At 37.8% G+C, this 15,879-nt stretch carries 13 protein-coding genes and 1 pseudogene; 10 read left to right on the top strand and 4 right to left on the bottom strand.

The annotated features are described in order from the left end of the window. The 3 genes and pseudogenes from ACEYJ7_RS09360 to trpA all read left to right on the top strand — a co-directional run. Positions 1 to 241: pseudogene (locus ACEYJ7_RS09360) on the top strand (NADP-dependent 3-hydroxy acid dehydrogenase); the annotation flags it as partial. Positions 242 to 489: 248 nt separating this feature from the next. After that, positions 490 to 1,680 (top strand): tryptophan synthase subunit beta, encoded by a 1,191-nt coding sequence (gene trpB / locus ACEYJ7_RS09355; RefSeq protein WP_373778836.1) that lies wholly within the window; start codon positions 490 to 492, stop codon positions 1,678 to 1,680. Next, complete coding sequence (trpA, locus tag ACEYJ7_RS09350; RefSeq protein WP_373778835.1) at positions 1,677 to 2,486, top strand: tryptophan synthase subunit alpha; 810 nt, start codon at positions 1,677 to 1,679, stop codon at positions 2,484 to 2,486. Before trpB ends, trpA begins: the two co-directional genes overlap by 4 nt. A 67-nt stretch (positions 2,487 to 2,553) precedes the next feature. Here trpA and ACEYJ7_RS09345 read toward each other — a convergent pair whose 3' ends face one another. From ACEYJ7_RS09345 to ACEYJ7_RS09330, 4 genes are all read right to left on the bottom strand, one after another. Beyond that, on the bottom strand, positions 2,554 to 3,867 hold the full coding sequence (locus ACEYJ7_RS09345; RefSeq protein ID WP_373766295.1) for an NCS2 family permease: 1,314 nt from the start codon (positions 3,865 to 3,867) through the stop codon (positions 2,554 to 2,556). Positions 3,868 to 4,045: 178 nt separating this feature from the next. Further along, positions 4,046 to 5,242, bottom strand: a complete 1,197-nt coding sequence (metC, locus tag ACEYJ7_RS09340) for a cystathionine beta-lyase (protein ID WP_373778834.1) — start codon at positions 5,240 to 5,242, stop codon at positions 4,046 to 4,048. Between the two features lie 49 nt (positions 5,243 to 5,291). Beyond that, positions 5,292 to 5,849: a methylated-DNA--[protein]-cysteine S-methyltransferase gene (locus ACEYJ7_RS09335; RefSeq protein ID WP_373778833.1), complete on the bottom strand. Its 558-nt coding sequence runs from the start codon at positions 5,847 to 5,849 to the stop codon at positions 5,292 to 5,294. Between the two features lie 66 nt (positions 5,850 to 5,915). Further along, positions 5,916 to 7,193: a porin gene (locus ACEYJ7_RS09330; RefSeq protein ID WP_373778832.1), complete on the bottom strand. Its 1,278-nt coding sequence runs from the start codon at positions 7,191 to 7,193 to the stop codon at positions 5,916 to 5,918. A gap of 252 nt (positions 7,194 to 7,445) precedes the next feature. Between ACEYJ7_RS09330 and ACEYJ7_RS09325 the strand changes: the two genes are divergently transcribed. From ACEYJ7_RS09325 to ACEYJ7_RS09295, 7 genes are all read left to right on the top strand, one after another. After that, the gene (locus ACEYJ7_RS09325) at positions 7,446 to 7,718 is read left to right on the top strand and encodes a YfcZ/YiiS family protein (protein WP_373778831.1); all 273 of its coding nucleotides are present in this window, start codon (positions 7,446 to 7,448) and stop codon (positions 7,716 to 7,718) included. Positions 7,719 to 8,412: 694 nt separating this feature from the next. Continuing rightward, complete coding sequence (locus tag ACEYJ7_RS09320; protein WP_373778830.1) at positions 8,413 to 9,708, top strand: nucleotide sugar dehydrogenase; 1,296 nt, start codon at positions 8,413 to 8,415, stop codon at positions 9,706 to 9,708. Between the two features lie 136 nt (positions 9,709 to 9,844). Then, entirely contained in the window at positions 9,845 to 10,954 is a 1,110-nt protein-coding gene (locus tag ACEYJ7_RS09315; protein WP_373778829.1) for a glycosyltransferase family 4 protein, read from the top strand. Next, the gene (locus ACEYJ7_RS09310) at positions 10,955 to 12,112 is read left to right on the top strand and encodes a glycosyltransferase (protein ID WP_373778828.1); all 1,158 of its coding nucleotides are present in this window, start codon (positions 10,955 to 10,957) and stop codon (positions 12,110 to 12,112) included. A 2-nt stretch (positions 12,113 to 12,114) separates the two neighbouring features. Beyond that, entirely contained in the window at positions 12,115 to 13,428 is a 1,314-nt protein-coding gene (locus tag ACEYJ7_RS09305) for a flippase (RefSeq protein WP_373778827.1), read from the top strand. Next, positions 13,412 to 14,611, top strand: coding sequence for a glycosyltransferase (locus ACEYJ7_RS09300; RefSeq protein WP_373778826.1), 1,200 nt, complete (start codon positions 13,412 to 13,414; stop codon positions 14,609 to 14,611). Before ACEYJ7_RS09305 ends, ACEYJ7_RS09300 begins: the two co-directional genes overlap by 17 nt. Beyond that, positions 14,601 to 15,878 (top strand): O-antigen ligase family protein, encoded by a 1,278-nt coding sequence (locus tag ACEYJ7_RS09295; RefSeq protein WP_373778824.1) that lies wholly within the window; start codon positions 14,601 to 14,603, stop codon positions 15,876 to 15,878. The genes ACEYJ7_RS09300 and ACEYJ7_RS09295 overlap by 11 nt, the downstream gene beginning before the upstream one ends. Position 15,879 lies beyond the last annotated feature (1 nt).

Below are 15,879 nucleotides of genomic sequence, written 5' to 3'. Positions count from 1 at the left end.
GATTCGAGTCAGCAATGTTGAGCCGGGCTTATGCGGTGGTACGGAGTTCTCTAATGTGCGTTTTAAAGGTGATGATGATAAAGCGGCAAAAGTGTACGAAAACGTACAATATGTGAAGCCTGAGGATATTGCCGATATTGTGCTGTGGCTTAATCAACAACCGCCACATGTCAATATTAATCGTATTGAAGTGATGCCGGTGGCACAAAGCTTTGCACCTTTGTCGGTAGTAAAAGGTTAGTTTTTGTAAAAATGATGGCGCTCGTTTGTAACGAGTGCCTATCATGAGTATAAGAAGCATGCGGCACACGTTGAAAACGTGCGCCATCAGAGTTAATCCTATTTGCAAAAAATCCTTCAAATCTGACCGCTTGCTATCAAAACAAGCGGTCACTTTCACAAAAAATTCTACATTCCGCTTTCTTTTGTACTAGTTTAATAGTACACTTCGAGCACTTTGACTGATTTTGAATTTATCAAGGAAGCAATATGACTACACTTCTTAATCCCTACTTTGGCGAATTTGGCGGTATGTATGTACCCGAAATTCTTGTGCCAGTGTTGAAACAGCTTGAACAAGCCTTTGTCGATGCACGGCAAGATCCTGAATTTCAAAAAGAATTTACCGACTTACTCAAAAACTACGCAGGTCGTCCGACGGCATTGACGTTATGTCGTAACTTGACCAAAGGCTCAAAAACCAAACTCTATTTAAAGCGGGAAGATTTGCTACACGGTGGCGCACATAAAACTAACCAAGTGTTAGGACAAATTTTATTGGCAAAACGAATGGGCAAAACCCGTATTATTGCAGAAACAGGCGCAGGACAACATGGTGTAGCAACGGCACTTGCCTGTGCCATGTTAGATATGCCTTGTGTGGTGTATATGGGGGCGAAGGATGTAGAACGCCAATCGCCGAATGTGTTCCGTATGCGTTTAATGGGGGCGGAAGTGGTTCCGGTCGAGAAAGGCTCGTGTTCTTTAAAAGATGCGTGTTGTGAAGCAATGCGAGATTGGGCAGCAAACTATGAAACCACGCATTATTTGCTTGGAACTGCCGCAGGACCACATCCGTTCCCAACTATTGTTCGTGAGTTTCAGAAAATGATTGGTGAAGAAACTAAACGTCAAATCTTAGAAAAAGAAGGGCGTTTACCGGATGCAGTGATTGCGGCAGTTGGTGGCGGTTCAAATGCGATTGGTATGTTTACCGATTTTATTGCGGAAGAGAATGTCAAGCTGATTGGCGTGGAACCCGCAGGTAAAGGAATTGAAACGGGCGAACACGGTGCACCGTTAAAACATGGTTCTGTCGGCATCTATTTCGGTATGAAATCCCCGATTATGCAAGACAAAGATGGGCAGATTGAAGAGTCGTATTCGATTTCGGCAGGGTTGGATTTCCCTTCCGTCGGTCCGCAACACGCACATCTCAATGCGATTGGTCGAGCGAATTATGTGTCAATTACTGACCAAGAGGCGCTCGATGCTTTCCAATTATTAGCCCGTAACGAAGGGATTATTCCTGCGTTGGAATCTTCGCACGCCTTGGCTTATGCGCTGAAATTAATTCGACAAAACCCTGATAAAGAGCAGTTGTTAGTCGTTAATTTGTCGGGCAGGGGCGATAAAGATATTTTCACGGTAGATAAAATTTTAAATGGGGGGGCACAATGAGCCGTTTTGATACACTTTTTCCGCAATTAAAAGCGAAAAACGAAGGGGCGTTTGTGCCGTTTGTCACCTTGTGTGATCCTGATTTCGACCGTTCTTTTGAGATTATTGAAACCTTGATTGAAAATGGAGCGGATGCCTTAGAGCTCGGCTTTCCCTTCTCCGATCCGTTACTCGACGGTCCTGTGATTCAAGCCGCAAACAAACGTGCATTAGAGGGCGGTTTTAGCACGGATGCCTGTTTTGAACTATTGGCAAAAGTAAGAGCAAAATATCCGACGATACCGATTGGGTTATTACTGTGTGCCAACTTAATTTACGTGCCGACGGCAGACGTTTTCTTCGCCCGTTGCCAACAAGCTGGCGTGGATGCGGTGTTAGTCGCCGATGTACCGGTTGCCTCTTCCGCTGAATTTGCCGAAAGTGCGAAAAAATATGGGATTCAGTTGGTCTTTATTTGTCCGCCAAATGCTGATGCAGATACAATTCAACAGATAGCAACCAAAACCGAAGGCTATACCTATTTAGTATCCCGTGCCGGCGTGACCAGCGCAGAAAATCAAAGCCATGCAGTGAATCTTGATAATTTGATTGTTCAACTCAAACAGGCAAATGCTGCGCCGATTTTACAGGGCTTTGGAATTGCTGAGCCGCAACAGGTTAAACAGGCGTTAGCGATGGGAGCGGATGGAGCTATTTCAGGTTCTGCCATTGTGAAAATTATTGAACGGAATTTGGAGAATCAAGAAAAGTTGTTAGCGGAACTCGGGGAATTTGTAAAAAATATGAAGAAAGCGACCGCTTGTTAGCGTTTTTTCTCATTTTTATTCGATAAAAAAGGCGAACATTGTTCGCCTTTTTCGCATTTAAGATAAATTAAATGGCATAGCCTAATGCATAGAATGCAACAAGTGCAACGGCAATAACAATAGTACCGACATTTAATTTGTTAAATTCACCGGAGATAACTCGTCCAATCACTAACGTTGCGAAGCCTAACATAATACCTGTGACGATATTTGCAGTTAAGACGATAAATACCGCACACACTAAACCGGACATTGCACCGATAAAATCATCGAAGTCTAATTTAGACACGTTGCTTAACATTAATAAACCCACATACATTAACGCAGGTGCAGTTGCGTAACCCGGTACTAAGAACGCTAACGGTTGGAAGAACAGCATAAATAGGAATAACACACCGACAACAATCGCCGTTAAACCTGTTTTTCCGCCTGCCGCTGTTCCTGCTGCGGATTCAATATATACTGCCGCCGGTGCAGTACCGAATAAACCGGAAAGTACGCTACTTAAAGAGTCGGACGTTAATGCTTTATCACCATTGATGATTTGTCCGTCTTTGTCTAATAAGTTTGCTTGACCTGCAACAGCACGAATCGTACCCGTTGCATCAAAGATTGCAGTCATAACAAGCGCAAATACCACCGGTAAAATCGCAGTATTTAATGCGCCCATAATGTCTAAATTTAAGAATTGAGAGTTTTCACCGAAGGTAGGCAATTTGAACACTTCACCGCCAAATTTTACATTCGGGTCGAAGATTAAGCCGATAATCGTAATCGCAATAATTACCCAAAGGATAGAGCCTTTTATTTGTAAGCGTTCTAAACCAATGATCGCTGCTAAACCGATTAATGACATCATCACAGGGAATGAGGTAAATTCGCCCATTTTTACCGGTAAGCCCGCTTGGTTACTCACCACTAATCCGACACCGTTTGCCGCAATTAATAATAGGAATAAACCGATACCGATACCTGCACCGTGTGCAATGCTTGACGGCAGATTACGTAATATCCAAGCACGAATACCTGTAACGGACACAAGGGTAAAAACTACACCCATTAAGAAAATCGCACCAAGTGCAACAGGAATACTGATACCTTGACCTAACACTAAGCTAAATGCAGTGAAAGCGGTAAGTGAAATCGCACAGCCAATCGCCATTGGTGCATTTGCCCATAAGCCGATGAGAATTGATCCTAAACCTGCGACTAAACAGGTGGCGATAAACACGGAATCTGCCGGAAAGCCGGCTGCACTCAACATATTCGGTACAACGATAACCGAATAAACCATCGCTAAAAAGGTGGTTAAACCTGCGATAACCTCTTGACGAACGTTTGAGCCACGTTCAGCCAGTTGGAAACGAGAAAGAAAAGACATAATAGTAAAACCTCACTGAAAAAAGATGGCGGATTTTACACAAAGATAAGGCGCAAGGCAAACGTTTGCATGACAAGTTTTATTGACGCAAGCGGTCAGTTATCTCTGAAATTTTGCAAATTTTTATTGGAAACTGACCGCTTGTCTTTCGATGTCGTGGGGTGCCGGAAGGTTTGCGCTAAGCCGTGAGATGAAGCCGCCCGAATCCGGCTTCAAGATCGGCAATCAAATCTTCCACCGCTTCCAAACCGATGTGTACGCGAATCAGCGTGCCGCTTAATTTCCGTTCAATGGCAGGGCGAATCCGCTCAATCTCTTTAGGCTGATTGGCCAAGATTAACGATTCAAAACCGCCCCAAGAATACGCCATGGAGAAGATCTCAAAATGGTCAAGGAAATTCGCCAGTTCATCATCGGAAAGGGTTTTGCAAAGTTCAAACGAAAACAGACCGCTTGATCCTTTAAAATCACGCTTGAAGTTTTCATGACCGGGACAACTTGGCAAGGCAGGATGATACACCGCTTTTACTTCAGGACGTTGCGCCAGCCAATTGGCGACTTGAAGGCTATTTTCTTCATGCTGTTTTAAACGTATACCTAACGTGCGCAAACCGCGTGCGGTAACGTAAGCCGTATCGGCATCAACCATTTGTCCCATCAGATAAGAATTTTCACGCAACTGATCCCAACAGCGGGCGTTAGAAACCGCCGTACCAATCATAGCATCGGAATGCCCGACCAAATATTTGGTTCCCGCTTGAATGGAAATATCAATGCCGTATTCCAAAGCAGGGAAGAGTACGCCTGCCGCCCAAGTATTATCGATCATAATCACGATGTCCGGATTCTTTGCTCTTACAGCGTTAACCATTGCAGGAATATCAGGGACTTCCATGGTTAATGAACTTGGCGATTCTAAAAAAAGTACTTTGGTATTCGGCTGAATTAACGCCGCAATACTGTCGGCAATCAGCGGATCATAGTAGGTGGTTTCCACGCCCATCCGTTTGAGGATTTGGTTACAGAAGTCTTGTGTCGGCTCGTAAGCTGCACCGCTCATTAACACATGATCACCTTGAGACACAAAGGCGAGAATGCTATTACTGACAGCGGCGGCGCCACATGGGTAAAGATAGCAACCGGCTCCGCCTTCCAATTCGCTCATGGCATCTTGTAGGGCGAAATGGGTTAAGGTGCCACGCCTGCCATAAAACAAACCACCTTTATAGCGGTTACGTGTCGCTTCTTTTTTATCGGCAACGGTTTCAAAAACAAGCGAAGAGGCTCGTTGAATCACGCTGTTTACCGAGCCTTGTGTATAGCGGGATTTGCGTCCTGCATGGACGAGTTGCGTCGCAATATTGTGTTTTGTCATTATATTTCCTTGTATTACAAGCGGTCGGATTTGTGAATAATTTTACAAATTAAGACCATTTTTTATTTTTATGTTGGACAAATTCAATGCCTTTGTCTTTGTATTCGATTTTTTCCAGTTGTAACAAATAACGTTTGGCAGGAAGTCCACCTCCAAACCCGGTTAAATTTTGCGTTTTTCCTAAAACCCGATGACAAGGAATTAAAATCGAAATCGGGTTTCTGCCGACCGCTCCGCCCACGGCTCTGACCGCTTTCGGGTTATTAAGCGATAAGGCAATTTCTCTGTAGCTGGTGGTTTTGCCGTAAGGAATTGCCAGCAATTTTTTCCATACCGCTTGTTGAAAGGCGGTACCTTGTGGCGCTAAGAAATCTAATTGGCTGAAGTCTAAGGTTTCGCCGGCAAAATAGCGATTCAAGCTATCCGTCGTTTTGCAAAAAACGGCTTGGATCTCACCGCTTGCATGTTCGGCAGATTGCCAATCTTGAACCATATCGGCATTTTGTTCTTGTTCAAATTCAATGCCGAGTAGTCCTTTTGAGTTTGCTATCAGCAACAATTTACCGACAGGAGAAGGATAGAATTGATAAAAAATAGCGGATTTCATTGTGATCTCCATAGAAAAAGGCGTGCCACTTAGTGTACACGCCTTTTCAATCACATCAACTGAAAATTAGAATTTGTAGTTTACGTTTAAACCGTAAAGATTAGCGGTTGATTTTGATTTAAACGAACCACTAACCGGGCCTATGCGGGTTGACTCCGTTTCAGTGAAGCTGGTTTTGCTACCACGTAAGTGTGCATAAGCAACGTCAACGGATAAATTCGGTGTAAAGCGATATGTGGCGCCGAGTGCGTACCATGTACGATCGGTATCCGGGATAGAAATAGACGGTTTTTCGACACTGGCACTTTCATCAAAGGCAATACCTGCACGTAGAATGAATGCGTCGTTTACATCATAAGAGACACCGAAAGCAAGGCGTGAGGCATCGCTGAATTTTTCATCTTTATGCAGTAATGTTACGCCGGCATTATTGGTGGCATGAAGTTCTTGGAATTTACTCCAGTCGCTACGTTTATAGCTGTATTGAACGGCAAATTTGTCGGTTAATTTATGATAACCGGATACTTCCCAGTATGCCGGTAATTTGAGTGCTAAAGAACCCGGAATGGATGTGCCGCCTAAACCGCCTAAAAGGGCTGGTAATTCGTTAGAATATTGACCGTCAAAGTCGATTTTAACTGCCGAGTGGTAGGCAATACCTAAACGGTTTTTTTCGTTGATATCGTAAGAAAGACCAATGTTCCAGCCAAAGCCCCATTCGTCACCTTTTAATTTACCCATAATCGTTGAGCTATTTGTAACGGGCATTCCGACGCGGGCATTAATTAAGTTGCTTGCATAGCCGGCATAACGTTCTAGTTTGGCTTTTGCATGAACGGCATTCAAACCTGCACCAAAACTAAAACCATAGCCAAGGTCGTAAGCTGCGCTTAAGTTGTAGTTTGCTGCAGTTAATTTTGTTTGACCACCGAATAAACCTGCGCTGTATTCTTTTTGGAATTTAGATTTTAAGCCGTAGTTAACATTCATACCACCACCGATCGTAAAACGGTCTGTAATTGGTGCCACAATATAGAGATTCGGAACGACGGCACTCGGAATAATATTTTTAGCATCTGCGTTTTGACCGAGGTAAGAGCCTTCAATATCCACATCAGCATCCACTAAGATACCGCCGGCAGAAATTTCAATCTGTTTGAACTTGGTCATTAAAGCTGGGTTTGTTGCAACAACGGAGGCATTATCCGCAACGGCGGCATTGCCTGCATATGCCAAACCTAAACCGGAGGTCGATACTTCGGCTAATTGGAATGCTGCAGCCGATGCGCCAGCAGAAGAAAAAGTGAGAAGAGAGGCAAGAGCTGTTTTTGTAAATTTAGTCATTAGGGGGAATCCTCATAAGGTGATCATAAGATTTATTTGTCTCTGTAATTGTAAAGATTGTTACAAAATAAAAAAGCTGCAAAATTCTACGAAGCTAAGTCTATAAATCAATGAAATTTACGTATAAGTGTGAGTGTTCCGACCAGTTGTTATGGAACTTCTGTAAATGGATTTTTCATAAATTGAAGTTAAATGATAAGCAGAGTAGAATATTGTCGATTTTTATTTTCAATTCAATGAGAGGGTTAGAATATGACTGAGAAGGAAGAAGCCGCATGTTGCTATGATGTTGGGACTATTATTGATAATCGAGATCGTATTGCAGAAATCAACCAAATTTATACCTCTGAAGCAGAAGCTCAAGATGCTTTAAGTTATCTAATTAGTAAAGCGCATGCGGCAGAGTCAGAACCTTGTCAAATTACAAGTGAGATTAAAGTCGTTGAGAACGGCTATCAATTATCTGCAAAGTTTGAGTTTGCTTATCAAGCAGAAACGCTGATTTTTCAGCTCTCAACACGCTAAATAAGCTTAAGTGAGATTATCTTGAAAGACGGGGGCATGTGACCCAAAAGGTGAAGTGACCTAATTCAAGGACTAAGTTCTATATTTTATAGAAGTTAGTCCTTTTTTATTTCTACTTTTTTTATTTCTACAAAAGCGAGATTAAGATCTTGTTTTTGTAAAGATAAAATACATTTTTATACAAAAATAGGGTTTGACTGTATTTAAGTTTTCTTTTGTGTGACTTTTTTGTTTAATTGTATTTTTTTAAATGATTTGTATTTTATGAAACTAATTCGACTTTTAAAGCACTTATATAAAAGATTCTGTATCACCATTTTTGCGGTTATGTAACAATCTGTTTTTTAAGCAGATTATTTATGTTTTCGGATTTCGGAAATGTTTGTGGTTGTTAATTGTACAGTTAAAGGTTTTCGTTTAAGGAATAATTTCAAATTGTAAATTTTTGTGTTTATTGTTGTTTTTATTAAATTATATTCAGGTTTTTTTAACGCGGTAATGTTGAACAGGTCTAATCTGATTTATATAGAAATATTCAAGGCAATGCATTAATCTTGCTTTTATCTGTACTAATTTTTTTATTTTTTATCATTGATCAATGTAGGAGATATGTGGTGTTCTTACTTTGATACTACAGATGCTATGTAGATTGTTTTATAAACGGATTCGTTATTATATTTAGGATAAGCATATTATGAATTTGAATGATGTAAAATTAGGTATTATCGGCTTAGGTTATGTTGGTTTACCGCTTGCTGTTGAGTTTGGCAAAGTGAGAGAGGCAATCGGCTTTGATATTAACCAAAAACGCGTTGATGAATTGAATCAAGGTCAGGATCACACTCTTGAAGTCTACCCGGAAGAGTTAAAAGCAGCAAAACATCTGACTTATACTACTCAACTAGCTGATTTAAAACAGTGTAATTTTTTTATTGTTACTGTCCCTACTCCGATTGATCATGTTAATCGTCCTGATCTGACACCTTTATTAAAAGCAAGTGAAACCATTGGTAAAGTAATAAAAAAAGGAGATATTGTTGTTTATGAATCAACAGTATATCCGGGGGCAACAGAGGAAGTCTGTATTCCTGTAATTGAAAAGGTTTCCGGTTTGAAATTCAATCAGGATTTTTTTGCAGGTTACAGTCCTGAACGTATTAATCCGGGTGATAAAGTTAATACCTTAACTAAAATCAAAAAGATTACGAGTGGTAGTACGCCGGAAGTCGCAGAACTTGTTGATCAAGTCTATTTAAGTATCATTACTGCAGGGACTCATAAAGCGGCAAGTATTAAAGTTGCAGAAGCGGCAAAAGTAATAGAGAACACGCAACGTGATTTGAATATTGCCTTAGTCAATGAACTATCTATTATTTTTGACCGTATCGGAATTGACACCCTTGATGTATTGGAAGCTGCAGGCAGTAAGTGGAATTTCTTACCATTCCGTCCAGGTTTAGTCGGTGGGCATTGTATTGGTGTTGACCCTTATTATTTAACACACAAAGCAGAAGAGGTTGGATATCACCCTGAAGTTATTTTAGCGGGGCGTCGTATTAATGATAGTATGGCTCGCCGTACTGCACGAAGCACTATTAAATTAATGGTAGAAAATGGTGTAGATGTTGCTCGTGCTAAAGTGGGGATATTAGGGGTTACTTTTAAAGAGAATTGTCCGGATATCCGTAACAGCAAAGTGGTGGATTTGATTGATGAATTTAAACAATGGGGAATTCAAGTACTGGTTGATGATCCTTGGGCAAATCCAGAAGAAGTGAAAGACGAATATGGTATTGAACTATGTAAAATCAGCGATAAAAATAGAGTTGATGCACTTGTTGTTGCGGTAGGTCACAAGGAATTCAGAGCATTGACTGCAGATGAGCTGTATTCCTATACCTCATGTGATAACCCGGTGGTGACCGACGTTAAAAGTCTTTTCCCTCGCGATAAACTGCAAGAGAAAGGTTTTACTGTCTTCCGTTTATAATTTTTTAAAATCGACATCGCATAGATAAATGAAAGGAGTTCGGTAGATCACCGTGTTATGCCTTTAATTTGTCTATGCATGTTTATTTAAGTATAACTAAATAACAAATTGTCAGAGTGAATATTGGAATAAATATATGGAAAAAGCAGATTTTAGAGTTCTTCTTGTCAGTGACATGGGTAAAGTAGGGGGAACAGAAATAGCGACAATGATTGCAGCTAAAGAATTACGAGCTGTAACGGATAAAGTCTTTGTTTTTGGGAAAAAAGGTCCGGTATCTGATGTGATTGCAGAAATGAATGTTGAACAGTTCGAAGCCGAATGTCATACCCGTAATCCATTTAAGTTAATTCAATATATTATGAAAATGGTTAAAGTAATTAACCAGCATGACATTAATATCATCCACTCCCAGATGGCAAGACCTGTTGTATTTATTTGGTTGGCAAAATTGTTATCTAGAAATCGTAATAAAATCAAAGTATTTTGGACTTCTCGTGGTATTGATAAAGATACTTACCCCAAAGTTGTTCCAATGTTTACCAAAATGGATGTACGTGGTATCGGAAACTGTAAAAGGGAGCAGCAAAAACTAATCCGTTTTGGTTTTCCTGAACATAGAACATCTTATGTTTACAACGCTTATCGTTTGATTCCAACAAAAAAACCGATGAAACCGTTGAATAAATCAGAATTGGTTATAGGGACATTGTCAGCTCTAAGAGAGAGTAGACGCGTCGATTTATTTATTCGATTAGCTCATTATCTTTTAGATAATAATATCCTAAAACAGAATGTACGTTTTGTTGTTGGTGGGGATGGAACTCATTTACCTGAATTAAAAAGATTAGCTGTAGAACTCGGTATTAGCGATAAAGTGACTTTTTTGGGTAACGTGAAAGATATTTCACCATTTATGGATCAAATAGATATTTTTGTCAGCTCTCTGGTTATGGATCGGGATTCCGGTGCAGGGCTCTCAAATTCAATTGTAGAAGCAATGGTAATGAAAGTACCGGTATGTTCTTTTGATGCAGTCGCTATAGGTGAGATTGTTATTAATGGGCAAACAGGCTACCTTATTGAACCAGGTAATATGGAAGCTATGGCAAATGCGATTAAAGAAGTAATCGAAAATCCGGAGACAACGGAACAGTATGTAAATAATGCTTATCACCTCATCCTAGCGGAGTGTGATCCACAAAATTATGCTAAAAAATTGATTTCAATTTATAAGGATCTATAAATGCATATTTTATTTTTGCCTTCCTGGTATCCATTGAATGATAACGATCTCAATGGTAGTTTTTTTAGAGAACAAGCTAAAGCTTTAGCTAAAGCCGGGATGAAAGTTGGTGTGGTAGTTCCTCAATTGCGTTCGCTCACATCTGGAGCGAAGGTGATTTTAGGATCCTTTCAAATCGAAGTTTGGGAAGATGGGGACATTATTGCTTATTTAAAACATGGTGTTCGTTGGTTCCCTCGGGTTCCTTATATTGATTTAAACTTATGGGTAAAAGCAGGATTGACTGCGTTTGAAAAATATATAAAAGAGCAAGGAAAACCGGATCTTATTCATGTACATAGTATCGTTTCTGCTGGTCCTTTAGCCGCAAAAATTTATGAAAAATATAACATTCCATTTTGTATTACAGAACATAGTACGGTGTTTGGACGAAAATTAGTTGAAAACTGGAAATGGGATATTTTAAAAACGTCGGCAAAGTTAGCTAAGGCTAAAATAGCAGTGAGTGCAAATTTGGCGGAAACTTTAAAACAAGAGTTAACTGGTGATGATTGGCAAGTTATTCCTAACTTATTAGATGAGTTTTTTGTAAATAACTATCAGATTAAGCCTAAAAAAAATCAAATTTGTGCAGTTGGTTTTTTACATGAGAAAAAAGGGTTTGATGTGTTAATTAGGGCATTTTCTTTAATTCATCAAAATCATCCTGATTTAAGATTAGCTATTGGTGGTAACGGTGCTCAAAAAGAAAGATTAGAGCAGCTAATTACAGAACTTGGTCTACAAGAAAAAGTTACTTTGCTTGGTCGTTTATCTCGAGCTGAAGTTTGTTATTTAATGCAAGAAAGCCTTTTTTATGTCGTCTCTAGTCATATTGAAACTTTTGGTGTCGTTGCTATTGAAGCATTATCACAAGGTTTGCCGGTAGTCTCCACTCGTTGTGGAGGAACCGAATCAATTTTAGTCGAAGGTGATGGAATCTTTGTTGAAGTTAATAATGTCGAGTCTTTGGCTAAAGGTATTTCTGATCTCTTAGAAGATTATCATGAATATGATGCAGAAGCGATCAGAGCTCGTTGTATAGAGAGATTTGCAGAGAAAGCTTTTGTAAAAAACATGGAGCGAGTTTATCGCCAATGTTTAAATGAGAATATGTAAGTATGTTGAGATTAGTCTCCACTGTCTTTATTAGACAGATTTTTGTTGGTTTAGTACAAGTTGCAACCTTAATTATTATTGCTCGTTATTTAGGTAACTTGGGTATGGGACAATATACATTAGCAATATTGATTCCTTCTATGTTGTCACAAATAATTACATTCGGAATACAAAATGCCAATATTTTTGGTCTAGGTAGACGGATGATTAATAAAAATCAAGCATTTTATATTAATCTTTTATTTTTATCTGTGGTATCAATTTTAGGTAGCTTATTAACAGTATTGTTTTTGTATTTTTTCGGCGAGCTTTTCTTTCAAGACATCCCTTTAGAATTGTTTTATGTGTCAACTCTTTCATTATTACCTTTAACGTTTTTGACTGTTTTGCCATCCTTGTTACAAGGAATTCAGCAATTTAAATTATTCAATCTTGCATGTATTGTTCAGCCAATAGTATTATTTGTTGTTGTAATGATAGCAATATTAATTGGTGCAACAGTAGAATCTATTTTATATGCTTTTATTATTGCTAATTGGTTAGTATTATTTATTGTATTAGCAATTTTATTCAAAGAGTTTAGTATAGAGGTGTATCCTATTAAAGAATTTATAAACAATTTTTTAGGGCATAGTCTAAGAACTCATGTGAGTAATATTGTAACCTTATTAAATTATCGAGCATCTTTATTATTATTAGGTGCTTTTACTTCCCCTGCGCTAGTTGGTGTTTATACAGTTGGATCACAACTAGTAGAAAAATTATGGCTGCCATCACAAGCAGTAAGTACAATTTTATTACCAAAATTATCAAAGCGATTCGGTGATGGTGAAGACGAACAAAAAGTTGCATATCTTACTTTAGAAGCAGCAAGATTTACCTTAATCGTTACTGCAATAATTGGTGTTGGTTTTATTATTTTTTTACCTCTTATTCTTAAATATTTTTTTGGTGTAGAATATGTAGATTCTTTCTATATTGCGTTATTTCTATTACCCGGAATATTAGCGTGGACTCCTTCGAGGGTACTTGCTAATGATCTAATCGCAAGAGGGTTTGCAAATATAAATTTATATAATTCTTATTGGGTTTTTTCAATTAATCTTATTTTAAATTTGATATTTATTCCATTGTGGGGGATTTATGGCGCAGCCATTGCTACATCAATTGCTTATACTAGTGATTTAATTTTACGAGCGAGAGCATTTAATAAGGTTACGAATACAAAGGCATTAAGTATGTTGGTGCCCAAAAGAGAAGATGTTACGAAAGCTGTTGAATGGATAAAAGGATTTAAAAATGCTAGAAGAAAATAGAAAACATATTTTACTTGTTGCACCGTATCTTACATTTCCTGATGAGCCGGGAGCTAATCGTTTTATTACTATTGCCAAATTGTTATCCAAAGAATTTGATGTGACATTAGTAACTAGCCGATTTTCTCATTTTCTTAAAAAGCAGCGGGATAGCATTACTAAATTAGATGATGTTGATGTAGTTTTACTGGATGAACCTGGTTATAAAACGAATGTAAGTATTCAGCGTTTTATGAGTCATAATATATTTTGTAAGAATTTTGAAAAATTCTTGCTGAGTTACAATAAAAAAATTGATGTGGCTTATTCAGCTTATCCATTAATCAAAACGAATTATATTTTAGGTAAACTAAAAAGTCAGAGAGGATACAAATTAATTATTGATGTTCAGGATATTTGGCCGGAAGCTATTGCGGGTCCAATTCCAATGCTTTCAACATCAATTGGAAAACTATTATTATCACCTATAGTTAATTATGCCAATAAAACATATAGCTATGCAGATGCTTTAGTTGCAGTTTCTCAAACCTATTTGGATAGAGCTAATATTCGCAAATTACCTGAAACCTTAGCTAAAGTAGTATTTATAGGAGCAGATGAACTATATGAAAAAAATAATGAGAAACAAGAATCGGAGAGGCTGTTAGTTACTTATATTGGAACTATGTCAGGAAGTTATGATTTAGAAACAGTAGTAAGAGCTGCTCCTTTGTGTAAACAATATGTAGATATTCAATTCATTGGTGGTGGACCGGAAGAACAAAAATTGCAGGATTTAAATAAAGAATTGGGCTCTAATGTTTCTTTTCTTGGCTCTCATTCTTATAAAGAAGCGATGAGTATGTTAGTTGAATCAGATGTTGCTATTAATCCATTAAAGAAAACGGCGGAGCAAAGTGTTACAAATAAATTATCCGATTATTTTTGTTGTGGTCTGCCTATTGTAAGCTGTCAGGAAAATAAAGAAGTTCAAGCTTTACTGGCGCAAGGCGGAGGAATTCAATATCTATCGGGAGATTTCCATGGATTATCGAGTGTGTTGAGCGGTATAGCAAATAATAAAGAACAGTTAAAACGTATGCGAGAAATTAATCGAAAAATTGGGAAAGAGAAGTTTTTTAGACCAACTTCATATTTGGTTATTAATCAGTTAATTCATGAGGTAAGTAATAATGAGCCTTAGTAAAAGTTTTATTCAAAGTGGAATCTTATGGATAAGCTTACTCTTGCTTTTATTATCTCCTATGTTAGCTAACCACATCGGTGTACCTCGTTTAGATACAGGTTTGGCAGGAGCTTACTTTGTTTTAGGTCTTGTCACACTTATTTCTGTAAACATAGATAAAAGAATTTTATTATCTATAGTAATATTTCTATTTATTTTTTCTTTTGGGATTCTATCAACGTTACTAAGTTTTTCTATACAGAAAGTTCTTGATGTGTTTTTCTTTGGTTATCTGATATTTTTATATTTGTATCTTTATCTTTTTTTAGATAATAAAGAATTAGATAAAAATATTAGAATGCTTCTTTTGGTTTTGATATCAATAATATTAATCGCATTTGTTATTGAATTTGTTTTTGGGTTTCAATTTGTTTCAGGAAATGAAGAATTAAGTATTCTAGATGAAGCATATAAAGGACTATTTTTTAATACAAATGACCAAGCAGTAGTTATAGCTTCGTTGGCTGCTGTAGTTTCTTTTTTTTACATCTTAGACCAAAAAGATAGGAAAATAAGATTGATTGGATATTTTCTCTTATCTTTAGCTGGAATGGTTGTTTTTGTAAGTGCTTCTCGAGCTGCTTTATTAAGCTATCTTATGATGGTCTTTTTAGTGCTTTTCTTGAATGCGAATAAGTTTTTAAAGATGTTATATGTGTTTTTTGCATTTGTTATTTCTTTATTTTTATTTAATTTAGAATGGTTAGAGCAGGTTTTATATTCTTTAACTCAAATTAGCTGGCTAGAACGTCCGGCAGAAAGGGTTTTATTGGCATTATTTTCATTAGATCAAGATCAATCGGTTGGTTATAGAACAGAGATATATACAGCCTTTGTTGATAACTTTAAAGTTATTTGGTTAGGTTATGGACCAAGAGACTATGCTGCATACTTTGATAAAATTCCATTAAGTTATGGATTAGGTTATACAAATCCGCATAGTTTATTTATTGAAATATATTTGGCATTCGGATTTTTTGGATTTGTTCTATTTATTTTGTTTATTTTGTATTCGTTTTTTGTTGTGTTTACAAGTAGAGCTGTCAACTTTTCACAGAAAGTATTTTCTACTTTTGTATTAACTAATTTTTGCTGGTTAGTTTGGGTTCCTTCATCTGTGTTTCGATTACCAATTGTGTGGCTCCCTGTATTTCTGATTGTTATTTTCTGTGTTGTTAAAGAATATAACTATAAAAATAAAGATAATGTAATTGGTTTGAGGTAAA

Source organism: Glaesserella sp., from assembly GCF_041814905.1.
Taxonomy (GTDB): Bacteria; Pseudomonadota; Gammaproteobacteria; order Enterobacterales; family Pasteurellaceae; genus Glaesserella.
Note: the sequence above shows the minus strand (reverse complement) of the source record. Positions and strands in the feature narration are given on the sequence as shown.